At 45.3% G+C, this 24,311-nt stretch carries 17 protein-coding genes; 12 read left to right on the top strand and 5 right to left on the bottom strand.

Going from position 1 to position 24,311, the window contains the following annotated elements; translation table 11 throughout:
• Positions 1-305: 305 nt before the first annotated feature.
• The 9 genes from gltB (at position 306) to AC27G9_RS11045 (ending at position 14,217) form a co-directional block, all read left to right on the top strand.
• Complete coding sequence (gltB, locus tag AC27G9_RS11085) at positions 306-4,772, top strand: glutamate synthase large subunit (RefSeq protein ID WP_487074121.1); 4,467 nt, start codon at positions 306-308, stop codon at positions 4,770-4,772.
• Positions 4,773-4,789: 17 nt separating this feature from the next.
• The gene (locus tag AC27G9_RS11080) at positions 4,790-6,205 is read left to right on the top strand and encodes an FAD-dependent oxidoreductase (protein WP_487074119.1); all 1,416 of its coding nucleotides are present in this window, start codon (positions 4,790-4,792) and stop codon (positions 6,203-6,205) included.
• A 184-nt stretch (positions 6,206-6,389) separates the two neighbouring features.
• Positions 6,390-6,779, top strand: coding sequence for a hypothetical protein (locus tag AC27G9_RS11075; protein WP_487074117.1), 390 nt, complete (start codon positions 6,390-6,392; stop codon positions 6,777-6,779).
• Positions 6,780-7,049: 270 nt separating this feature from the next.
• Positions 7,050-7,637 (top strand): DUF2726 domain-containing protein, encoded by a 588-nt coding sequence (locus tag AC27G9_RS11070; protein ID WP_487074114.1) that lies wholly within the window; start codon positions 7,050-7,052, stop codon positions 7,635-7,637.
• A 93-nt stretch (positions 7,638-7,730) separates the two neighbouring features.
• Positions 7,731-8,432: a 5'-methylthioadenosine/adenosylhomocysteine nucleosidase gene (locus AC27G9_RS11065; RefSeq protein ID WP_487074112.1), complete on the top strand. Its 702-nt coding sequence runs from the start codon at positions 7,731-7,733 to the stop codon at positions 8,430-8,432.
• 6 nt (positions 8,433-8,438) lie between these two features.
• Complete coding sequence (locus AC27G9_RS11060; RefSeq protein WP_487074110.1) at positions 8,439-9,383, top strand: cobalamin biosynthesis protein CobD/CbiB; 945 nt, start codon at positions 8,439-8,441, stop codon at positions 9,381-9,383.
• Positions 9,384-9,455: 72 nt separating this feature from the next.
• The gene (locus AC27G9_RS11055) at positions 9,456-9,836 is read left to right on the top strand and encodes a rhodanese-like domain-containing protein (protein ID WP_487074108.1); all 381 of its coding nucleotides are present in this window, start codon (positions 9,456-9,458) and stop codon (positions 9,834-9,836) included.
• A 68-nt stretch (positions 9,837-9,904) separates the two neighbouring features.
• The gene (locus tag AC27G9_RS11050) at positions 9,905-10,288 is read left to right on the top strand and encodes a DUF2721 domain-containing protein (RefSeq protein ID WP_487074106.1); all 384 of its coding nucleotides are present in this window, start codon (positions 9,905-9,907) and stop codon (positions 10,286-10,288) included.
• A gap of 257 nt (positions 10,289-10,545) precedes the next feature.
• Positions 10,546-14,217: a M4 family metallopeptidase gene (locus AC27G9_RS11045; RefSeq protein WP_487074104.1), complete on the top strand. Its 3,672-nt coding sequence runs from the start codon at positions 10,546-10,548 to the stop codon at positions 14,215-14,217.
• Between the two features lie 58 nt (positions 14,218-14,275).
• Here AC27G9_RS11045 and AC27G9_RS11040 read toward each other — a convergent pair whose 3' ends face one another.
• Both AC27G9_RS11040 and tyrS read right to left on the bottom strand, forming a co-directional pair.
• Positions 14,276-16,303, bottom strand: a complete 2,028-nt coding sequence (locus tag AC27G9_RS11040) for a hypothetical protein (RefSeq protein ID WP_487074102.1) — start codon at positions 16,301-16,303, stop codon at positions 14,276-14,278.
• Positions 16,304-16,510: 207 nt separating this feature from the next.
• Entirely contained in the window at positions 16,511-17,710 is a 1,200-nt protein-coding gene (tyrS, locus tag AC27G9_RS11035; protein ID WP_487074100.1) for a tyrosine--tRNA ligase, read from the bottom strand.
• A gap of 191 nt (positions 17,711-17,901) precedes the next feature.
• Between tyrS and AC27G9_RS11030 the strand changes: the two genes are divergently transcribed.
• Together AC27G9_RS11030 and AC27G9_RS11025 are read left to right on the top strand one after the other, a co-directional pair.
• Entirely contained in the window at positions 17,902-19,212 is a 1,311-nt protein-coding gene (locus AC27G9_RS11030; RefSeq protein ID WP_487074098.1) for an OapA family protein, read from the top strand.
• A 7-nt stretch (positions 19,213-19,219) separates the two neighbouring features.
• Positions 19,220-20,329 (top strand): anhydro-N-acetylmuramic acid kinase, encoded by a 1,110-nt coding sequence (locus tag AC27G9_RS11025; protein ID WP_487074096.1) that lies wholly within the window; start codon positions 19,220-19,222, stop codon positions 20,327-20,329.
• A 1-nt stretch (position 20,330) separates the two neighbouring features.
• Here the strand turns inward: AC27G9_RS11025 and AC27G9_RS11020 are convergent, their stop codons facing one another.
• Positions 20,331-22,106: a trans-sulfuration enzyme family protein gene (locus tag AC27G9_RS11020; protein ID WP_487074094.1), complete on the bottom strand. Its 1,776-nt coding sequence runs from the start codon at positions 22,104-22,106 to the stop codon at positions 20,331-20,333.
• A 106-nt stretch (positions 22,107-22,212) separates the two neighbouring features.
• Between AC27G9_RS11020 and AC27G9_RS11015 the strand changes: the two genes are divergently transcribed.
• Positions 22,213-23,172, top strand: a complete 960-nt coding sequence (locus tag AC27G9_RS11015) for a D-2-hydroxyacid dehydrogenase (protein WP_487074092.1) — start codon at positions 22,213-22,215, stop codon at positions 23,170-23,172.
• A 9-nt stretch (positions 23,173-23,181) separates the two neighbouring features.
• On the opposite strand, the gene AC27G9_RS11010 is transcribed toward AC27G9_RS11015, so the two are convergent.
• Both AC27G9_RS11010 and erpA read right to left on the bottom strand, forming a co-directional pair.
• Positions 23,182-23,757, bottom strand: a complete 576-nt coding sequence (locus tag AC27G9_RS11010) for a glutathione S-transferase family protein (RefSeq protein WP_487074090.1) — start codon at positions 23,755-23,757, stop codon at positions 23,182-23,184.
• Positions 23,758-23,858: 101 nt separating this feature from the next.
• Positions 23,859-24,203 (bottom strand): iron-sulfur cluster insertion protein ErpA, encoded by a 345-nt coding sequence (erpA, locus tag AC27G9_RS11005; protein WP_487074088.1) that lies wholly within the window; start codon positions 24,201-24,203, stop codon positions 23,859-23,861.
• Between the last annotated feature and the right edge of the window lie 108 nt (positions 24,204-24,311).

Raw genomic sequence — 24,311 nt, 5'->3', positions numbered from 1 at the left:
ACCCTAAGTGTATGATTTAAATAATAATATTAACCTTTATTCATTTTGCTCACATAGATGAACATTTTATAATTTGATTTTATTCATCATAATGGGTATTTTGTACGGCCCGCATATCTAATATGCATAAAAATGCGGTAGACGACTGGTACCCTCAAATAATAATTAACGACAAAAATGGTGCCGTGACTGGATGGTAGATCCGTTCACTGCAGTAAGCGCCGAACTGATGTTGTGGTACGCAATACCTCAGCGTACACAAACAACGTTTACCTTGCCCAGTCAAAGGTTGAAGGAGTTAAGAGATGAGTTTATATAATCCCACTGATTCTCGGGACAACTGTGGTTTTGGGCTTATCGCTCATACCCATGGCGAGGCCAGTCATACATTGGTGAAAACTGCTATTCAAGGCCTGGATAGAATGCAGCACCGAGGTGGCATTGCTGCTGACGGTAAAACCGGTGACGGCTGTGGCCTGCTTTTACAAAAACCAGATGCATTTTTCCAAGCAATTGCTGAAGAAAATGGCTGGAAACTGAGTAAAAAATATGCCGTCGGCATGATTTTCTTGAGCCAAAACGCAGAGCTCGCCCAAGCGGCGAGAGAAGTGTTAAATGAAGAGCTCGAGAAAGAAACACTGAATGTTGTTGGTTGGCGCGAAGTGCCGGTCAATCCAGACGTACTCGGCGAGCTTGCCCTCACTGGCGTGCCTCAAATCGAACAAGTCTTTGTTAATGCGCCAGCAGGTTGGCGCAAACGGGACGTCGAACGCCGTCTTTATATGGTTCGCCGTCGCGCAGAAAAACGCCTAGAGCAAGATCCTGATTTTTACGTAGCTTGTCTGTCTGGTCTTGTTACCATATACAAAGGCTTAGTGATGCCAAAAGATCTGCCAGAATTTTACGCAGATTTGGCTGACGAGCGCCTGCAGAGTGCTATTTGTGTTTTCCACCAACGCTTCTCGACCAATACGTTACCACGTTGGCCACTTGCACAACCTTTCAGATTTCTTGCCCACAACGGTGAGATTAATACGATTAAAGGTAACCGAGATTGGGCAATGGCGAGAACAGGTAAATTTGCCACTCCCCTTATTCCTGATTTAAAAGATGCGGCGCCTTTCGTCAATACTTCAGGTTCTGACTCGTCTTCACTGGATAACATGCTAGAGCTATTTCTCGCTGGTGGGATGGATTTGTTCCGCGCAATGCGATTACTCGTGCCACCGGCTTATCAGAACAATGAAACGATGGATCCTGAGCTTCGTGCATTCTACGAGTTTAACTCAATGCACATGGAACCATGGGATGGCCCAGCTGGTATCGTGTTAACTAACGGCCGCCATGTGGCGTGTAACCTGGACCGAAATGGTTTGAGGCCTGCTCGCTATGTCATTACGAAAAATGGCTTTATTACTTTGGCGTCTGAAGTTGGGATTTGGGACTACGACGCGGCTGACGTTGTCGAAAAAGGCCGAGTTGGTCCAGGTGAAATGCTCGCAGTGGATACCTACACTGGAAAAATCTGGCGTTCGACGGAAATTGATGATGACTTAAAAGAACGTCATCCATACCGCGAATGGCTGGATAAACACATTCGTCACCTCACGCCAATTGAGAAGCTCGATGCTGCGCTTATTGGACAACGTGTTTTCGACGACGACACTATGGCCGTGTATCACAAACTGTTTAACTACAGTTATGAAGAAATCCAGCAAGTCATCAAAGTCTTAGCGAAAGATGGCCAGGAAGCGGTAGGCTCTATGGGTGACGATACACCTATGGCTGTCATGTCATCAAAACAACGTACCGTTTACGATTACTTCCGTCAGCAATTCGCACAGGTGACCAATCCGCCAATTGACCCATTGCGTGAAAACCACGTGATGTCGCTCGCGACCTGCATTGGTCGAGAGCAAAATGTGTTTAGCGAAACCTCGGGTTATGCTGACCGCGTACTGTTTGACTCTCCTATCCTAATGTATACGGATTTAAAGCAGTTGCGCGAGTTCAATCCAGATAACTATTATTCTGAAGTTGTAGAACTGCAATACACTGCTGAAGAAGGTCTCAAAAAAGCCATTGAGCGCGTGTGCAACGAGGTTGAATATCTCGTAAAACAAAAACGAGCTGCATTCGTGATCTTGTCAGATCGCAACATTAAAGAAAATCGTTTGCCTATACCAGCGGCAATGGCGGTAGGTGCCGTGCAACGTCGCTTAGTGGATAAACAGCTTCGCTGCGATGCCAACATCGTTGTTGAAACAGCCTCTGCACGTGATCCACACCACTTTGCTGTACTGTTGGGCTTGGGCGCTACTGCGGTATATCCGTTCCTCGCCTATGAAACTATTGAACAGATGGCAGAAAAAGGTGAGTTAGACATTTCTGCATTGCAAGCGGTGCTCAACTATCGCAAAGGCATAAACAAAGGTCTTTATAAGATCATGTCGAAAATGGGTATTTCGACTATTGCTAGCTACCGCAGCTCGAAACTCTTCGAAGCTGTTGGCGTCAATGAAGACGTCGTTGAATTGTGCTTTAAAGGGATACCTGCGCGTATCCAAGGTGCAGGTTTTGATGACTTCCAGCAAGATCTTGTCAATTCAGCACGAGTCGCGTGGATTAAGCGCAAATCTCTATCACATGGTGGCTTGCTGAAATATGTTCATGGCGGTGAGTACCACGCCTATAACCCGGACGTAGTGAAAACGCTGCAACAAGCTGTCGTATCAGGAAACTACGCTGACTACCAGAAGTACGCTGAATTAGTCAACGACCGTTCCCCTTCACATTTACGCGATCTTTTGGGCTTGAAACAAGACGTCACCCCTATTGATATTGACGACGTAGAAGCGGCGGAAAACCTATTCCCGCGTTTCGATACCGCCGCAATGTCGATTGGCGCGTTGAGTCCTGAAGCGCATGAAGCACTGGCGATTGCGATGAACCGCTTAGGCGGTCAATCCAATTCAGGTGAAGGCGGTGAAGATCCGGCGCGTTTCAACACCGAAAAGAACTCCAAAATCAAACAAGTTGCTTCAGGTCGCTTCGGTGTGACCCCCCATTATTTGGTCAATGCAGAAGTCATCCAAATCAAAGTGGCACAGGGTGCAAAACCGGGTGAAGGTGGACAGCTACCAGGTGACAAGGTCAATAAGTACATTGCCACATTGCGATTCTCGGTACCTGGCGTAACCCTAATCTCGCCACCTCCGCACCATGATATATACTCAATTGAAGATTTGGCGCAGTTAATATTCGACTTGAAACAGGTCAACCCAACGGCTTTGATCTCTGTGAAATTGGTATCTGAACCTGGTGTTGGAACGATTGCGACAGGTGTCGCGAAAGCTTATGCCGATTTGATCACAGTTTCGGGTTATGACGGCGGCACAGGTGCCAGCCCACTAACCTCAGTAAAATATGCCGGTAGCCCTTTTGAATTGGGATTATCTGAAACGCAACAAGCGTTGGTGGAAAATGGCCTTCGCCACAAAGTTCGAGTTCAGACTGACGGTGGCTTAAAAACCGGCTTAGATGTAATTAAAGCCGCCCTATTGGGTGCTGAGAGTTTTGGTTTTGGTACGGGTCCAATGGTTGCATTAGGCTGTAAATACTTAAGAATCTGTCACCTAAATAACTGTGCGACAGGTGTAGCAACTCAAGACCAAAAACTAAGAGATGATCATTTTATTGGTCTACCTGAAATGGTGATGAACTACTTTAAGTTTATTGCACAAGAGGTGCGTGAACTCATGGCCGCTCTTGGTGTTGCTAAGTTCGAAGACTTAGTCGGTCGCACAGAACTACTAGAACTATTGGATGGTCAAACAGCAAAACAAAACCGTTTGGACTTAAGCCCACTGCTTGAAAAGCCGACGGCTGGCGAACATACCAAATTGTTCTGTAGCGAAACGACAAACGCGCCACTAGACAAAGGTGAACTCAACGCTCACATGTTGGCTGATGCGAAAACGGCTGTTGCCACCGCATCGGGTGCAGAATTCCATTATGACATTCGCAATACCGACCGCTCGGTTGGCGCTTTGTTATCGGGCGAAATTGCCAAACATCATGGCAATCACGACATGGAAGATTCGCCAATCAAGGTCACTTTCACGGGTACATCAGGTCAAAGCTTCGGTGTCTGGAATGCAGGCGGCCTTCATATGCACTTAATTGGCGATGCGAATGACTATGTGGGTAAAGGGATGACAGGTGGCAAGATTACGATCAACCCACCAAGCAACATTTCTTACAACGCGCATGAAAGTGCCATCATGGGTAACACCTGCTTATATGGTGCTACCGGCGGTAAGCTCTTTGCTGCTGGTCGTGCTGGTGAACGTTTTGGTGTTCGTAACTCAGGTGCAATAGCGGTTGTTGAAGGTATCGGCGACAACGGCTGTGAATATATGACTGGCGGTATTGTTGCTGTACTAGGGCCAATCGGAGTGAACTTCGGTGCAGGTATGACAGGCGGCTTCGCCTATGTAATGGATGATAATGACGATCTAGAGCGCCGCGTAAACGGTGAGCTTGTAGAGGTGATGTCAATCGAAGATAAGGTCATCCTTGCTGAGCATTTGCGCGGGCTAGTTAACCAACATTATGAAGAAACTGGCAGTGAGCACTCGTTGTCATTGCTCACAGACTTCAGTAAAACATTGGCGCGATTCAAATTGATCAAACCAAAGACCAGTGATGTGAAAAACCTATTGGGTCACATTAGCCGTTCAAGCGCAGAATTGCGCGTTCAGGCACAATAGGAGAGGTAGGAAAGATTATGGCAAAGAACGTTTATCAGTTTGTTGACGTTGAAAGAATCGACCCGCCTAAGAAACCGATTCAAGTACGTAAAGAAGAGTTTGGTGAAATTTACCAACCGCTTAGTCAGTCTCAGACAGAAGGCCAAGCCGACCGCTGTCTAGACTGCGGCAATCCCTATTGTGAGTGGAAGTGCCCAGTCCATAACTATATCCCTCAGTGGTTGAGCTTAGCCAATGAAGGTCGTATTTTGGAAGCGGCTGAACTTTCGCACAAAACCAACAGTTTACCAGAAGTCTGCGGACGAGTTTGTCCGCAAGACAGACTGTGTGAGGGTGCCTGTACACTCAACGACGAATTTGGTGCGGTAACCATTGGTAGTATCGAGAAATACATTACAGATACGGCATTTAAAATGGGCTGGCGCCCAGATATGTCAGGTGTTACCTGGACAGACAAAAAAGTTGCGATCGTCGGCGCGGGCCCCGCGGGACTGGCCTGTGCAGATATTCTGGTGAGAAATGGGGTTAAACCTGTCGTCTTCGATAAGTATGAAGAAATTGGTGGGCTACTCACATTCGGTATCCCGTCATTCAAACTTGAAAAAGATGTCGTTAAACTGCGTCGCGAAATCTTTACCGAGATGGGTGTAGAGTTCGTTCTCAACACCGAAATTGGTAAAGACATTCAGTTCGAACAGCTACTTAACGAGTATGATGCTGTATTCCTCGGAATGGGCACGTACAAGTACATGAAAGGCGGCTTTGATAACGAAGCGGCTCCCGGTGTCTACGAAGCGCTTCCCTTTTTGATCGCTAATACCAACCGCCTCATGGGTCTTGAAAAAGATCCCACTGACTACATCGACATGCGCGGCAAGAAAGTCGTCGTGCTTGGTGGTGGTGATACCACCATGGACTGTGTGCGAACGTCGATTCGACAAGGCGCTGACAGCGTAACTTGTGCGTACCGACGCGATGAGGAGAGCATGCCGGGCTCTCGTCGTGAGGTAGTCAATGCGAGAGAGGAAGGCGTTAAGTTTGACTTCAATGTGCAACCTCTTGACATCGCCGTAGATGAGCAAGGCAATACCATAGGTGTAAAAGTTGTTCGCACTCAAATGGGTGAACCCGATGCAGCTGGGCGCCGACAGGCAATTGCAGTAGAGGGCTCAGAACACGTCATCGAGGCTGATGCGGTAATCATTGCTTTTGGCTTCCAGCCGAGCCCTGCGCCATGGTTTGCAGATTACGGTATTATTCTGGATCAGAAAGGTAGAGTGATTGCACCTGCAAATGGCAAGTTTGCATTCCAAACGTCTCACCCGAAAATCTTCGCCGGCGGCGACATGGTGCGAGGCAGTGACCTCGTTGTTACCGCGATTGATGAAGGGAGAAAGGCGGCTGATGGTATCATGGACTACCTCGGCGTATAACCTTGCCCTCCTAATCAAAGCCGAGCAATTGCTCGGCTTTTTTATGTAACGCTACTGAAACCATCTTACCGCTAAACTTTCATACGATTTCTGCCGCACACATACCCAAGAATCGAGGGTTTGCGTTGCATTGCCCATGCCCCACCACTATATTTAGGTTTCAGATAGTCATTCGGATAAGAGTATGAAGGTGTTATTCAAGAATCATTTAGCAAAAGCCAACAACACATTGCTGAGTTTGGCAGCCGCTTCTGTTTGCTTATCACCTGTTGTTTTGGCTTCAGAAGGGCCTTCTTTGTCTTCATGCCCTTCGTCATTTCACAATGTGCCTCTGACCCAAGAAGCAAAACAGTGTCAGCTTTTTGAGGATGACTTTCCGGCGTCGATGATTTACCACGACACTCGTACTCCCGAGTCATTAATCGCGTATTACCAAGCAACGAATCCCACTTTTTCTGTTCACTCGGCCTTTAATAAACGGACGCTATTGATCGATCAATCCGAAAATTTACGGGTTGTCATTTCACCTGATGGCAAAGGCAGTCAAATCGATATTTTGGTGATCGCAAACTAGGACATTGCGCGCCTTACATCCAAGGCTGCGTTTAGCCAAAGCTCGTTTGCTGTTTTTTGCCACACCGCTGTCGCGCGGTAGGGTCTGCCAAATCGTACAAAGGCGTTCTGCTTACTCAACATGTCACACATGCAATACGCATGGTTACCGCTCAAAAGTAAACAACAACCATGTTGGCATTGCCCTTGCTCTAGCTAGGTATCGAAAGCACTTCGAGCGTGCTTCGTCAAACTATTGACGCGTTTGTACCGTTAGATTGTGAGGTGAACTATGGAAATTGCCATTATCTTAATGATGTTGTTACTTTTGGTTTCAGTCGGTGCCATTAAATTGGCAGACAACGGAGTTGCCTTTCCGTTTAAAAGGCGACAACAACTCTTTACTCCTGTGGAGCATACCTTTCTCAATTTGCTCGAACAATCAGTGGGCCGAGAATTTCGTATAGTCTGTCGTGTTAAGCTAAATGACCTTGTTCAAGTCCGTCAGGCTAGCAACAAAAAGCAAGCTACTGCGGCTCTTTCAAGAGCGACGGGTAAGCAATTGGATTTTGTGTTGTGTGATCGAAGAGACATGAGCCCAGTTCTCGCGATCGATTTGGTGCATAAAAATACCAATGGCAGTTACAAAGCACAACGTGATTGGTTTACCACAGGCGCATTAGATGCCGCTGGGGTTCCACATGCTAGAATTAAAGTGAAATCGGGCTATTCCACTGAAGAAATAAAAGAATGTGTTGAGTCCAAGTTAGTCGCTTATCGCAAACGCCAGACGCGAGAAGCGCAACCTGGCATTCACAACCCTGCCCCAAATACGCGCCCCACTCGGCCATTGCGTTCGAGTCGACCTGCCGCTGCATAGTAGGCTAAGAATACTGTCAGCGGGAAGTCTCTTCCCGCTGACTATCCTTTGCAGTAAAATAGCGCTCAATTTCAATTCAGCGAAACCATATTTATGAAAATAGGTATCCTCGGCGCCATGGATCAGGAAGTGGCGTTACTAAAAGCGTCACTGTCGAATCTCGAAACTCATACTTGGAAGCACCTCACATTTTACACAGGCACACTTCACGATACTCACGTTGTGCTAGTTAAATGTGGAATTGGCAAGGTTGCAGCAGCGGTTGCCACAACTGCACTGATCGAGCAATTCTCACCTGATTACGTCGTTAACACGGGTTCGGCGGGAGGATTCGATACCGATTTAGACATTGGTGATCTCGTTATTGGTGAAAACGTGATTCACCACGACGCCAATTTAACTCACTTCGGTTACGCATTGGGTCAAATGGCGGGCATGCCAGAACACTATACCAGCGACGAGCGCCTCGTCGATGCTGCTGAGCAAGCAGCACAAAAGTTGACAAACTTACGTTGCAAACGCGGTCTTATTTGCACTGGAGATGCCTTCATTGGTTCCGATGAAGCCGCAGCGACATTGAGATCTCAATTTCCAGCGATGAAAGCGGCGGAAATGGAAGGCTCGGCAATAGGCCAAACCTGTTATATGCTGGACGTCCCCTTTCTCGTTATCCGTTCGCTGTCAGATATCGCAGGCAAAACCTCTTCCGTATCATTCAACGAATATCTGGAAGTGGCCGCAAAACATTCGGCCGAACTAGTGATGGATATGATACACAACTTGAGTCACCAATAATAAACCATGTCTGGCATCTCGCTCGCGGGCTTTGAACCTGTATTTGTAATACTTGTTGTGGCGTTAATAAACACCATGTGGGCGATACCCGCGAGCATCCAACCACTGACTCTAGTCCGCTTTCTCGCTCAACGGATGGGTAACAAAGTCTTACCCAAAGCAAGCTTACCGCCGCTTCAACACTACATTTCGTCAACTTTGGGGTTTGTCGTGCTCGTAGTCCCTATCGGCGTAATACTTACCATACTCATTGCTGCTGCACAGTTTCCATGGTTCTTTGATGGCCTTTTGTTACTCTTTGCTTTGAATTACAACGATGTAGTGAAGACATACCAGCGCGTACAGCTGGCAATTGGCAAACAAAAAAAGATTCTCGCGAGACAAACTCTAAAACAGGTCGTCATCAGAGAAACAGACTCATTATCTGAAGTGGGTGTAGCAAAAGCGGCAATTGAGTCTCTTCTCTTGAGGTACTACAAGCAATATTGTGCCGTCCTATTTTGGTATGTGTTGGCTGGGCCTATCGTGGCATTGGGCTATCGCTGCTTATTGGAATTTGCCTGGACCTGGAATAGCAGACAACAAGGCTATCGGTATTTCGGTATTCCACTGAAAAAAATGACCAACCTAATGGCGTTAATTCCTACTTATCTTGCTGCCACTTTGATGTTGATTGTCACCTCACCTACTGGTGCGCTAAGTGCTTGGCGACGTTGTCCTCACCAAGATACCAGCTCAAGGTTGCTCGCATTATTTGGCGGTGGATTAGATATTCAATTAGGGGGGCCTGCAATTTATGCTGGTCATAAAATCCGCTACAGCCGTGTCGGCGGCAAACGCTTAGTGAAATACTCAGATATGACTTTCGCTTACAACGCCATTCAACGTAACACGATTCTTTGGTTAGTACTGCTGGTGCTATTGGGTTTGATCACTGCGGCAATAAAATAGCTTTATACGACTTTTTTGATTCTTCGCACCATTGTATTAGACTGACAGAAATCCAATTGTGAGAGTCTAGCCATGCCGTTTAAACGTTTCGTTTCTTTTTGTTTAATGTGCTTGTTCATTCCGAATACCCATTCTGCTACAACACAAGAATCGTCTATTGAAATTATTGAGCAGGCAAAGAAAGGGGAGATGCTCATCCTCGATGTGAGAAGCCCCGAAGAGTATGCTGATGGACATGTACCCGGAGCAATCAACATCCCTCACAACGACGTCGCTAGCCAAATCGATAGTATTCTAAAATTCAAAACTCAGCCTGTGGTTGTTTATTGTCGTTCTGGCTACCGTGCAACCAAAGCGATGAAGGTGCTTTCAAAATATCAATTCGAAGATATCCGCCATTTAGATGGCGACATGCAAGGCTGGCGCAAAGCGGGCTTACCCGAGGAGAAATAGCGCACATGGCAGCCATTTGTTACCATGTGTAGCTACATGCCTTTTCGACTACGCAATTTGGCCCTTTTATGATTATCGATCTCGCGACACCCGCGATGCTGTTTCCCGCAATATCATTGCTTTTGCTCGCTTACACCAATCGCTTTTTGACGCTGGCGACTATCATCAGGAATTTTGATGATAACGACGAGGACACCAGTGCTCAGATAAAAAATCTGCGCCTGAGAATTCAGCTGATAAAACGCATGCAAGAGGCAGGTGTACTGAGCTTTTTCCTATGTGTTGTTGCAATGTTGGCCATTTATCTCGGATATCAGATTGTCGGCAGCTGGATATTTGCAACCAGTCTAGTGTTCTTATTGTATTCGCTGTGGATGTCAGTGCGTGAAATCAGAATTTCCGTTGAAGCCTTGGACGTGCATTTGAATAGCCTCAAAGCGAATGAAGAGTAAATGAGACCTCAACAAAAAAGCCCGCTTAAAGCGGGCTTTTTATCACTCCATCTTTGTTATGTTATATCATTTTATTTTCATTTTAAATCAATGGTTTATCTTGTTTTGAAATGGAAGTGATGCTAGTTTTGATGATTGATAAGTGAAAGCACAGGTGAGTGCAAATCAATTGCTTATCGCATTACACTTAAAATAACGAATCAGTGCCAGGGATTGGCAACGCGATGCTTTCGCTGGCCTATAAATGGAATTAGCTAATGAAAAACACGTCACTTCTTATCGGTGGCTTGGTCGGTGGCATTTTATTGTCTAACCAAGCGTTTGCAGCCGAAATCATCAAGCCGACATCATTACCCAACGCGAACCAATTCAAATCCAGTACTCCAGTCGCTTCCGTGAGAGATGCGATTTTGAACCACTACAATATGAATAGTGATTATCAATTGGAGGTGAAAACGAGCTTTCTCGATAAAGTCGGCAATACGCATTCAAGAATGCAATTACGATATAAAGGTATGCCAGTGTGGGGTCATCAGGTAATAAGCCACACGTTGCGCCAAGGAAAGGGTTTGACGCTGAGTGGAAGCTTGGTTGCTAAGATTGAACAAGATATCTCAACCGATGAGCCCCCGAAATACACGGGCGAGCAAATCGTGACCCTAATGAAGCCTCGGTTGGACCAGAAGCTTGGAAAATTTAAGCACTACGACCGGGAAGATGCAGAGTTAGTAATTTATTTTGATTCGACAACAGGTAAAGCAAGGCGAGCATACCATGTTGATGTATTTGGTTTTCTGGAATCTGGGGAACCTGCACGTTACAAAATGATCGTTGATGCCGAGAATAGTTCAGTATTAAGAAGCTGGAACGCTATGGCATCAGCCGATATTCACGGCCCCGGGGGAAACACAAAAACCGGCCGTTATGAATTTGGCGTTGACTATGATGCTCTTAATGGTACGGATTTAGGTAACGGTCAGTGTTCGTTGGAAAACGAAAATGTACGTGCAGTTGATTTAATGCATACCTTTAACGATTTTCTCAATGACCCGTTTATCTTTGACTGTTCAGAAAATACCTACAAAGAAATCAACGGTGCCTACTCACCAATAAACGACGCATTTTACTTTGGTAATTTAGCGTTCGATATGTTCAGAGATTGGTACGAAACCGCGCCATTACCATTCCAGTTGTCAATGAAAGTACACTTTGGTGATAGTCACGAAAATGCTTACTGGACCGGTAGTGCTATGTTGTTTGGTGATGGTCAAAGCCTGTTCTATCCATTGGTAGACGTGAACGTATCAGTTCATGAAGTCAGCCATGGCTTTACGGAGTTTAATTCTAACCTGATATACGCTAATGAATCTGGTGGTATGAATGAAGCGTTTTCCGACATTGCAGGCGAAGCGGCAGAATACTATTGGAAGGGCGAGGTTGACTGGCTTGTAGGCGGAGATATCTTCAAAGCAGAAAACCAGGGATTGAGATTTTTCGAAGATCCCACGTTAGACGGCGTTTCAATTGGTCATTTTAATGACTACGTCGACGGCATGGACGTGCACTTTAGTAGCGGCGTATACAATCGAGCATACTATTTACTGTCCAATACTGAAGGCTGGAACCCAAGAACCGCTTTTGATGTATTCGTGCTAGCTAACCAAGCGTATTGGAGTGCTGATGAAACTATGGCAGGTGGTGCTTGTGGTTTGATTCAAGCTGCTTTTGACCTCGAATATCAGTGGCTAGACGTATATGCGTCTTTGGCTACGGTAGGCGTGCAATGTACCACGAATACCATAGACGAAGATAACGATGGAATGTCTGATATTGCAGAGTTAGTAATCGGTTTTGACGCAAGTAGCGCTGAAGATGCATTACTTGATTTTGATGGCGACGGTATGTCAAACCGAGCAGAATTTAATGCAGGCACTGATCCAAAAGATATTGATACGGATGATGATGGTCTGAGTGATAGTGATGAGATTAGCCTAATCGGTTCATCCCCTTTGCTTACCGACTCTGATGACGATGGTATTGCCGATGGTTGGGAAGTGGAATTTGGGCTCAATCCATTCTTCGGCGAAGATGCGAATGAAGATACTGATAACGATGGCGTATCTAATTTGAGAGAATACCAGACTCAAACTGACCCAACCGATGCTAACGACTTTATTCCTGCTGGATTGAATATCAACACTGTGTTTGATTTTGAAGATCAGGACTCGAGTGAATTTGTACCATTTGCGGGGGCTAATGGAGCGTTTGTCGTCGATAATAGATACGCTTTTGAAGGCACTTATAGTTTGGCAAATGAAGATATCGACGATGGCGAATTTGCTTTGGTTGAGCTATATGCCAATACCGAAGACGGAGAGTTGACTTTTGACCTTAAGACTTCAACCGAAGAGTTTTGGGATTTTTTCCGAGTATATATCGATTTCGAGTTAGTCTACGAGCAGTCAGGTGACTATGACTGGCAAGAGATTTCTATCCCCATTACACAAGGCGAACATATCATCGCATTTAGCTATTTCAAAGACGGCATTATTAGCTCTTTTGAAGATACAGTTTGGATAGACAATGTGTTCTATTCCGGCTTAGCGGTTGATAGTGATGAAGATGGTATGACCGATGAATGGGAAACTCTATTCGGACTAGACCCAGAAGACGCCGCCGACGCTGGATTGGATGGCGATGAGGATGGTTTGACTAACCTCGAAGAATTTACATTGCTGACCGACCCGACTGAAGTTGATAGTGATGGTGATTTATTGGCAGATGGAGCCGAAGTCGCTGATTACCTAACATCACCAACCAATGCCGACACTGATGGGGATTACGTAAGTGACGGAGAAGAAGTCGCGGCGGAACTTGATCCTCTAGATGCTGCAGATGGCGCTGGTGATTTAGACAATGATACCTTCTCTAACTCTTTGGAGGGCAAGTACGGCAGTGATATCAACGATGCGACGAGTATGCCAAGTACTGTAACCGTTGTGAACGAAACATTTAGTTCTGTACTTTCTGATTTGTGGACAACTCCTCATACCTTGGAAACGTGGGATACAAACAACGGCGTTCTGCGTTCGCAAGCGGTATCCAATGGTAAAGCTGCTTCTATTGAAATGGCTAACTTGTTCAGTGCCGGTACCTTGTATTTTGACTACATAGCTGACACTGAAGAAGGGGGCGACTATTTAGAAGTTTGGGTAGATGGCGAAAAAGTCGTGAATGCCAGTGGCGATGTTTCAGATAGCTTCGAGTTAGAGATTGCTCAAGGTGAACATACGATTTCGTATGTGTATCGCAAAAATGCAGTAGCAAGTTCCACATTGGATTTCGCCTCTATTGATAATATGGCCTTCTTTGTCCCTGACGGAGATGAAGACGGCGATGGGTTGTCAAACGTTGAGGAATATAAAACACTTGGCACTGACTTCACGAATGCTGATACGGATGGTGATAGCGTGAATGATGGTGTTGATGTTTTCCCATTAGATGAAACTGAGTCTGTGGATACAGATGGCGATGGCACAGGCAATAATGCTGACACTGATGACGACAATGATGGTGTAGAAGATGCAGAGGATGCTTTCCCATTAGACGCAAGTGAATCTATCGATACAGATGGCGATGGCACAGGTAATAATGCCGACACTGACGATGACAACGATGGTGTTGCTGATACTACGGATGCTTTCCCATTAGACGCAAGTGAATCTGTTGATACAGATGGCGATGGTATTGGAAATAATGCAGATACTGACGATGACAACGATGGTGTGGCAGATGCAACAGATGCCTTCCCTCTCGACTCTACACGCTCAGAACAGCCAAGTTCTGGAGGAAGTTCAGGACCTGTATTACTCTTGATTGGTTTTGTTGTGATGTTGTCCAGACGTTATAAATTGAGCGTTAGACGATAAGAATCGTCGCAACAAGTTCTATAGAAAAGCCCGCTTAAAGCGGGCTTTTCGTAACGATTTATCGAACTGGAAGAACCAGTTCACCACTTTGACTGTCAGAGCCTTCAACGCGATACTCATAGGAAATAGTAAACGCATTCACGTCACTTGGTTTGTTGTCACCAAGAAATTCATTCAAACCTAAGCGATAAAAATACTGGCCATTTGGTAATGTCGTTCCGGAAACATAAGAACGACCTACAAGATTCTGAACGTTTTCGTTTTCCGCAACGGAAATAGCAAGTAATTTACTCACCATTACTCGGTTATTTTCAACTACGTTGTAGAGGTTAGATCTCGGGAAGTCACTATTGTTTTCAGTGTAACTTGTCACCGTAATAGTGAGATACTCCAATCCCTCGATACTTGTAGGTAAGAAGAGATAAGCAAACCGGTCGCGCTCACTAAAAGTACTTTCAATACCCGCGGAGTTTTCAGAGCGCAAAATTGCACCGTTAGAATAGAAGTTTTGGTTGTCTACAACTAGCGAATCAACCGCAAACACGCTGCTATCTTCAATTGGTGTAGTAAAGGTTCTGTCATCAGTTCCCAATGCCACCTCTATGCCATCAGATTTAGCTGACACGTTTCCGATCTCGTAACGATATTCCGTATTGCCTTTAATCTGTTCTCCAGGAGTCACAATTATTCTTGCATCATTAAGTTCTGTGCTCAAACTAATTGGAACATCAACTTGTACTTCATCAATGGCGGTTGTGCCATTCGGAACGTTGTCATTTGCATTTTCATCACCGGCAATAACAGTAACATTGTCATACGCTAGTGACACTTGGCCTTCTGACAAATTAACCGGTTCGGAATAAAAAACAGATAGTGCGTAGTTATTATCCGATTCAACAGAAGCAGTAATCACTTCTAAATCTGAGCTTGGTTGTACTTCCCGGCCGACTAGAACAATCTGCACATTGTCCGTATCGGGGATACGATAGAATGAATTGGAGTTGAAGCCATTAGTAGATACTTGCAGCTGCGTTTCACCCGTTTGAAAGTTTGTTTCTCTAGACACATTGATTGACCCGGACGAATATGTTTTTTCATCCTCCATGAATGAACCCATATTAAGTTGAAGGCTACCATCGAAAGGTAATTCAGCCGTATACTGAGAAACCGAATCGTCATAGACCACTTGTCCAACATTTCCTTCTTCATCGTACAAGAACGTGCCGCCCACTAGGGACTGATTGGCTTCGTCTAACAATTGAATAGAGATAGTTTTAGTTTCTGCAATGGCATCATTTTCATCTGTCAGACGAATATCTAGTGTTTCTAACTCATTGGCTCGGCTAACGATAAGTTTACCAACAACAATGCTCGCATTGCCGCTCTCGACACGATCAAATTCAGGAGCGCCGTCACCATCTAAATCAAGAATTGCTTCGATAGAAACTCTCAAATGTCTGGGTAATACAATCTCATATTGGTTAGTAGTGTCATTGAAAGTAGAACGGTGGGCGTAATCGAAAGCTGTACTACCAAGTGCGCCTGAGTGGGATAAACCAATGAATTCAAGGCCAGTAACTGGGTCACCATTTTGTTCATTAGTGACACTAAAAGATAACGTCACTGGTTCAGACACAAGCAAACGGCCAATATCGCGATAGACATTACTTTCTGCTGTTGGTGGCGTTGTAAAGTAGAAAACACGATCAACAAAGGCATTATCGGTCGATGTAATCAGCAAAGTGATATCAGTACTCGGTGGCAGATCAGTGATTTCGAATCCACCATTTTCGTCGCTAACCAAATCGGTTAGCACCTCATTGCCTCGCAATACGCTAATCTGCGCGCCTGAAATATCAGCATTCGATATGACATCAGAAATGGCACCAACGAAAGTAACACTGAATGTCGCTTGCTCATTTTCAATTTGCTGATTGAGTAGGTCATTTTGTTCCGACAGAATCTGATTTTGCTGATTGAGGGTTTCAACTAATTCGTTGTTACTGTCGTCGTCAACTTCAATACAAGCAGTGAGAGAGAGCGCACTGATAATGGCAACCGAAAGGTGTTTTTTTGGAAAATTCATGATAAGTCCTTGAAACAATTAACTTCAATGAAGAAACGGATACATCAAGGATTGAAAAACAAGTAGTGAATAGGTTCAGAAAAATACTACATCTTCATCCTTGAAGACGCGTCTAGAATACAAATTTAACTGCGTAACAACAACTTAAATTATTCAAATGAATAACTAAAAGCCCGCTTGAAGCGGGCTTTTCTAGAAAAATATGAGTTAGCCTAGCGTCACTCTGGCGAATTTACGTTTACCAACCTGGTAAACGTTGGTACCAGACGCTGATACTAGTAAACGTGTATCTTCCACTTTCTCGCCATCTATTTTCACTGCGCCCTGCTTTATCATGCGCATCGCGTCAGAAGTTGACCCCACTAGGCCAGCTTCTTTGAGCAAGTTTCCTATCGCAATACCTTCTGCTGGTAGCGCGATATCGACTTCAGGCATGTCATCGGGAATCGCGTTTTTCTGAAAACGCTGTACGAAATCCTGCAGTGCGGCCTCGGCATCTGCTTCAGTGTGAAAACGAGCAATCAGTTCTTGAGCTAATGCAATTTTCACATCACGGGGGTTAGCACCTTGTTCAATGCCTGCTTTCAATGCCGCCACTTCCTCTAGCGGTTTAAAGCTGAGTAAGTCGTAATAGCGCCACATTAACTCGTCAGAAATAGACATCACTTTACCAAACATCTCCGTAGGAGTATCGGTAATACCAATGTAGTTGTTCAACGATTTCGACATCTTCTGAACACCGTCTAATCCCTCTAACAACGGCACCATTACAATAGACTGTTGTTTTTGGCCTTGCTCTTTTTGCAACTCTCTACCCATAAGTAGATTGAAGCGCTGATCCGTGCCGCCAAGCTCGACATCAGCTTCTAATGCGACCGAGTCCCAGCCTTGAACTAGCGGGTATAAAAACTCGTGAATAGCGATCGGTTGGCCGTTAGCGTAACGCTTTTTGAAATCATCTCGCTCTAACATACGAGCAACAGTTTGGCTTGCTGCCAACTTAATCATGCCCGCTGCACCTAGCGCATCCATCCACTCAGAATTAAATCTGATTTGCGTTTTCTCTGGATCCAAGATCTTAAACACTTGCTCTTGATAAGTTTTCGCATTTTCAAGGATCTGTTCTTTGCTAAGCGGCTTACGAGTGACGTTTTTACCTGTCGGGTCACCGATTAGGCCAGTAAAGTCACCAATCAAGAAAACGACGGTATGACCGAGCTGTTGAAATGTACGTAACTTGTTAATCAATACCGTGTGGCCAAGATGAAGATCTGGAGCTGTTGGATCGAAACCCGCTTTTACGGTTAACGTTTTGCCCGATTTCAGCTTTTCAATCAGGTCTTCCTCGGGAAGAATTTCGTCAACTCCCCTTTTAATTTCTGCCAACGCAGTTTGCCAATCACTCATCTATGCAATTCCGGAACAATATAATATCTAAAAAATCAAACCCGCCATTTTACGCATCCCCCCGACGCAATTAAAGAGAAAAGGCGACAAAGCATTCGCTATTTTTCATTTTTATTGAGAAAAGTGCTATTTTTAGGCAACTAAACTAGAATCGTGAAGTCGAACCCTATATTCTCAATTTGAGCAGTAACATGAGATTGATAAAAACCGTGGTCATCAGTACATTCAACCAGCTCCCCAAACCACACAAAATTGGCGTGGTCGCTATCGGATTTTTCGTTGGTCTGTTGACGGTATTTCCCGCTGAAGAAGTTGAAGCCAGTAAGCACGACCAAGCCTATGTATTAGACCCTGGTGTTCGATATCCCTTGGATTTAAGTGTTGCCGAGTCGCCAAATGTGATTGTCGATGTAGAAGACGACGCGTGGCGAACGGTAACGGTCAAGCGTGGTGACACGCTAGCGAAAATTTTTAAGCGTGTGGGATTTACGGCCCGAGATACCTACAACGTGACTCAAAGCGGCCAGTTGGCAAAGACATTAGTTAGCCTGAAACCTGGTGAAGAATTAAGAGTAAAATCAAATGAAGATGGCAGTTTTGCCGGGCTTGCCTACGTTAAATCCCCGACAGAGACACTGCAAATATTTCCCGATAGCACCGGTAAGCTAACCCCCTCTATCGACAAAAAAGAAATTGAAACGCGATACAATTTTGCCCAAGGGGAAATTACCTCTAGTTTCTGGAACGCTGGTGTTGAAGCCGGCCTCACCGACAACCAAATTATGCACCTCGCGGGCATTTTTGGCTGGGATATTGATTTTGCCGTGGGGATCCGTGCCGGAGACTATTTCAATGTAGTGTTTGAAGAGCAATACATTGAAGGCGATTTTGTCGGTTATGGGGATATCGTCGCTGCCGAGTTTGTCAATCAAAACGAAGCCTTTACTGCGATTCAGTATTCTGACGGTAACTATTACACGGCTGAAGGCCGAAGCATGCGTAAGAGTTTTCTCCGTGCTCCAGTTAGTTTCAAATATGTTAGCTCAAACTTTTCAAAAGCCCGTTTTCACCCGGTTCAAAAACGCTGGAAAGCGCACCGCGGTACGGACTATGTGGCAAAAGTCGGGACGCCAGTCGTTGCTACAGGGGATGGTAAGGTCATTCGCGCTTCATATGACAAATACAATGGCCATCACGTCTTTATCCAGCACGGCGAAAAATACACGACAAAATACCTCCATTTTACTAAACGTGCAGTCAAGGTTGGTCAAATGGTAAAACAGGGGCAAACTGTGGGCTATTTAGGCGGCACCGGTATGGTATCGGGCCCTCACGTTCACTATGAATTCCTAGTTGATGGCGTGCATCGCAACCCAAGAACCGTTAACTTGCCAAAAGCACGACCGATTGATAAGTCTGAACGTCAAGCGTTCGAAGAAATCGCCCATATTCGTTTGAATCAGTTAGGTACAAACAAACGCATAATGCTGGCTATGAAGTAGGCTGGCCGTGCGCTATTTTATCGGCTTAATGTCTGGCACCAGTATGGATGGCGTTGACGCCGTCCTCTGCCAACAATCCGGCTCAGATTTTTCGACGATTAACGCCGTTTCCACTGAGTTTGACAGCGCCTTATTGCACCAACTCCACCAATTGTGTACACCCGGTTTTGATGAAATACATATTGGTCAGCAAGCCTCAGTAGCATTGGCTCATCACTACGCTCGAGCGGTTCAGTTACTGCTCGAAAACAGTCAGTTAGCACCGCAACACATTGCAGCTATCGGTTGTCACGGTCAAACCGTTAGGCACGCACCACCTGGTACGGGCACACGCTACCCCTACACTTTACAATTGGGCTGCCCAGCTACATTAGCCACACAAACGCAGATTGACGTCGTTTCTGACTTCAGAATGAAAGATATCGCACTAACAGGGCAAGGGGCACCATTGGTCCCCATTTTCCATCACAGTGTCTTTGCCTCTGAGCAGAACAGGCGCTGTATTATTAATATTGGTGGTATCAGTAATGTCACTGTATTACAGGGCAAACAGCCGCCCCTTGGCCATGATACGGGTCCGGGCAATACATTACTTGACCAATGGATTCAAACTCACCACCACCAGCCTTACGATGACAAAGGCCAATGGGCAGCGTCGGGAACCATAAACAGAGCGTTACTACTAGATTTATTGAACGACGCCTATTTTCTAAAGCCAGCTCCAAAGAGTACGGGGAGAGAATACTTTAATATGGAGTGGCTGAATTCCATACTTCAGAACCACAATGATGTTGGCACACAGGATGTTCAGGCAACACTTGTAGAGTTAACGGCGCAAAGTATCGCTGAATCTATCGAACAAACCGCTCAAAGCGACGAATACTTTGCTTGCGGGGGTGGTACATACAACGCCTATTTGATGGAGCGTCTTGCACATCATCTGGGGGCAAAGCGCTTGGTAACGACTTCAGAATTAGGTATTCATCCCATGCAAGTCGAAGCGGCAGCATTTGCTTGGTTAGCAAACGCCTTTGTCGACAGAAAGCCTGGTAATGTGCCAGCAGTTACTGGTGCAAACAAACCCACTATACTGGGTTCGTTCACACCATTTGCGTGATTTAGTCGAGTAAGCTCGACAACGACGGCACAGCGGCAATATTATCGTCGTTCACCTTTCTCGCGACATCTGTATACAACTGATCTAGATGTTCCGCACTCATAAAGGCATCACAAAACCCCGGTACTTCAGGCTCAACAAATTGTTTAGCCGCGGCAATAAATTGCGCGATGAGTTGTTTAACACAATCCGTGCCCATAGCAATTCTCATCGTTGTCAGCTCAATCCCCGCTTTTTTCTGCTCGTCACTACTCAACTCAGAATGGGACGTGAGGGCCGGGCACAGAATAATCGTATTGGTTTGCCCTATACTGACTTGGTGACTAAACGCCGGCTCTAAGGCATCAAAGAATCGAGTAAACACATCTCGCTGTAAATTGGCGGGCGCCATATCAACGGTAAACAACGCACATGGCCAGCCATTGGCGTGCTGCTTTTCACACAAACCTGCGTTTTCATGAGTCGCAACAGCATGACTGTTGACTCTAATTTTTGGATGCGAAGCGAGAAATTGGGTGAAGACCCTAGTATTCACTACCTTGGCCATCATTCGCTGCTTCAACGTTTTCATACCATTGAGCACATCAAACGCTTTTTCTGAGTCTAAGAATGCGCCTTTAATGTAATACACATCCCAAAACAACGTTCTCGACCAATCCCAACCGTTTACGCAATCGCCCTTGGCCTGAAACATTCTGAACGTTTCACCAATCACAACACCAGCGGTCGTTGCGCCGCTACCACAAATGTCTTTTGTATAACTGTGGACAACATAATCCGGTCTCGCGGCTTTATCTTCATTTTGTAAAGGCGTATGAAGCACTGGCGTGGCCAAAGTCGAGTCTAACATCACCAAATGCCCGTCCGCGTGAGAGATACGGCATATTTGTGGTACGTCCAAAACATAACCGTGAGGGTTACAAGGCGACTCTAGGTATACGTGCAAATCGGCGCCATCTTCGAGTTCTTTAGCGTATTTCGATTTTGTCTCACTGAGAAATTGTTCAAACTCTTCGGCGCTATATCCATCGAACCATGCGAGTTTGATATCCATTCTATTTGCTCTGGCAAAATAGTCGTGAAGCAGTTGGTATACGCCGCCGTATACATTTCTCGATACAACCAACACATCCCCGTGACTCAACACATTGGACAATAGCGCATCAATTGCAGCCATACCCGAGTTAAAGTTCCATGCGAGATAATCTGCAGCATATTTGCCTGCTTCCATGTCCACAATGGCATTGGCTAGAGAGATATTGGTTGGATTGAGCAAGCGCGAATAAATTTGGTGAGTTGCCTCTTTGCCCTGAAATGCATCATCTACCCATTCAGTACAGGCATATACGTAAGTCGCGGTCCGCACTACTACAGGTGTTGCAGAAAAAAGCGCCGTGACATTATCAAACAAAGGGTAATGTCCTTGAGACTGTTGGCCCGATGACAAGCTCTGGTAGGTTTTTCTGAACGGGTTTTGCAACGTATCGAGAATCTTCGCAATCTGGAATGAAAGAAACTTTTTCGCGTTGAAGTAAGAAAGCTTATCTTCCTTATTCATGCCTTCCAGTGTTTGATTAGTAATTTCCCACAGTGAAGAAACATTCGCCTGAGCGTGGTACAGGTTTGACGCTGTCGCAGCCAGGGCTTGACCGTATTGGCTGTCTTTATCGATTCCGAAATGTGCGAGTTGTTCTGATACAAGGCCTTCGACTGATTCTTCCGTTGTCGTATTACGTCTAGGAGAAAGACACTTGGCTGCACTAACGATGTTTGTCATATAGATTACTTCCTGTTTATTTTTACAAGAATGTAAAATTCTAAAAACAATTTTTAAACATTCAGCGTGCTATCATTTGCAAAAAGGCAGGAAAGAAATCTTTACTATGCAAGCTAAGCCTATCACACACACACCCTTAGCGGTCACCATACTCAGCCGTGATGCCGGCCGCTATGCCGAGCGATTAGCAGACAATAAACTTGTTGATATTATTCAATATTCCACCCGCGCGGAAGAGATCGATTGTCACCGAGTTGTTTATCTTTTAGCTGACCCTAACCTTGCAGCAGAAGTGATAGAACAATGTGTGAATGTAAAATGGATTCAATCGACTTGGGCCGGCAATACTCCCCTGCTTCAAGCTCAAAAAACAAACTATGTGCTCACTGGCGTCAAATCCGTATTTGGCCAACAAATGTCTGAATTTGTCTTCGCGCACATCCTCTACTTTAGCCGCAATATTGCGGGTTTTATCAAACAGCAAGGCGAGCCGACTCAACGCTGGCGCCCGCAACCATATACATCTCTAAAAGGCAAAACTCTGGGCATTCTCGGAGCGGGTAGTATTGCAAGCGCATTATTACCTGTTGCAGAGCAATTCGGTATGCAGGTAATTGGGCTAAACCGAAGCGGGGAATCTAAGCCAGGATATCGCAAAATGTTTGCCATGCACCAAGGGAATGAGTTTGCAAAACAGGTTGATTATTTGGTGTCGCTATTGCCTGACACGGCGCAAACGGAAAACTTTATCGACAAGTCATTTTTGACAGGTTTGTCACCAGATGCGGTACTGATCAACGCCGGTCGAGGTTCGGCAATACGTGACGATGACTTAATAGAGGCAATAAAAAATGGTCGGTTACGAGCAGCTGTGTTAGACGTGTTTCGACATGAACCCTTACCCGATGACCACGCTTTTTGGACGACGCCAGGCATTCTCGTTACCCAGCATACAGCGGCGGAATCATTCCCCGACGACATTGCAGATATTTTTGAACGCAACATCAACAAGTATGTTTCAGGGGAAGCCCTAGACTATCAATTTGATTTTGATAAGGGATATTGAGAGCGCTGATTATTCTACTCTGGGGTCTGTTGCAGTGACCTCAATGCGTTCGCAATGCTCAACTCTAAAGCGTTTCAATGCATCAAGGCCCTGCAAACTGTGTAATTCTCTAAATTCAATCCAGTCGATTAGCGAATAAAGGCACATTGCTGGGTAGTTCCACTGGTTGAAATATCCTTCATTCACCATACTATCAAGCGTAGATAGCGTGGTTTCAATTCGCTCGTGCTGTAAATTAAAATACTGCTTGTCTTCCTTGATATCGAACCCAGAGCGTTGCAGCATGAGTAGCTGAACGAATGTATCATTGGCGGCATCGATTAACGTCAGCTGATTTTCTTCATCCCATGTCAGTGGCGTCATGCCTAACTTTTCCGACAAGTATTGAAAAATCACTCTAGAGTCAAAAATGATATGGTCGTCCGCTTCGAGCATTGGAATTTTGAGCGTTGGATTTTTCTTGGCCAGGATGGCCCTATCATCTCCAGAAAATATCTGCAGATTAATGAATTCGTGCTCTACGTTTGCCAACATTAGGCGAATTCGACGAACGAAAGGAGAAGGAATAGAGCCGTATAATTTCATACTAAACATCCAATATAACGCATATACGCTATAGCATACTCTGCTGTTTGGAATTTAGCCAGATATAAGCTTACGGCTCAAACAATAGAAATAACAACGCTCTAGACGCTGAAGCTAGCACCGCAACCACACGTTGTCGTGGCATTTGGGTTGTTGACTAAGAACCTAGACCCCTCTAGACCGTCGACGTAGTCGACAATACCACCAACCAAATACTGTAAGCTCATGGGGTCAACGACAAGAGTGACATCGTTCTTCTCGATAGTCATATCGCCGTCATTCACTTTTTCATCGAACGTAAAACCATATTGGAAGCCAGAGCAACCGCCACCTGTTACATAGACGCGAAGTTTTAATTCTGGATTTTCTTCTTCCTCTACCAATGCTCGAACTTTCAGCGCGGCAGCATCAGAAAACTCAATTGGAAGCGCTGTTTCTACTGTCATAATAACCTCTTAAAAAAACAATACGAACACGCCCCGTATTGTCGGCGCAATTATCCAATACCCGACTAATTTAATCAAGTATTATCACACCAAGAAAGTGGAGGCCGT

This window comes from Alteromonas sp. 5NS40-0096 (assembly GCF_057544385.1).
Note: the sequence above shows the minus strand (reverse complement) of the source record. Positions and strands in the feature narration are given on the sequence as shown.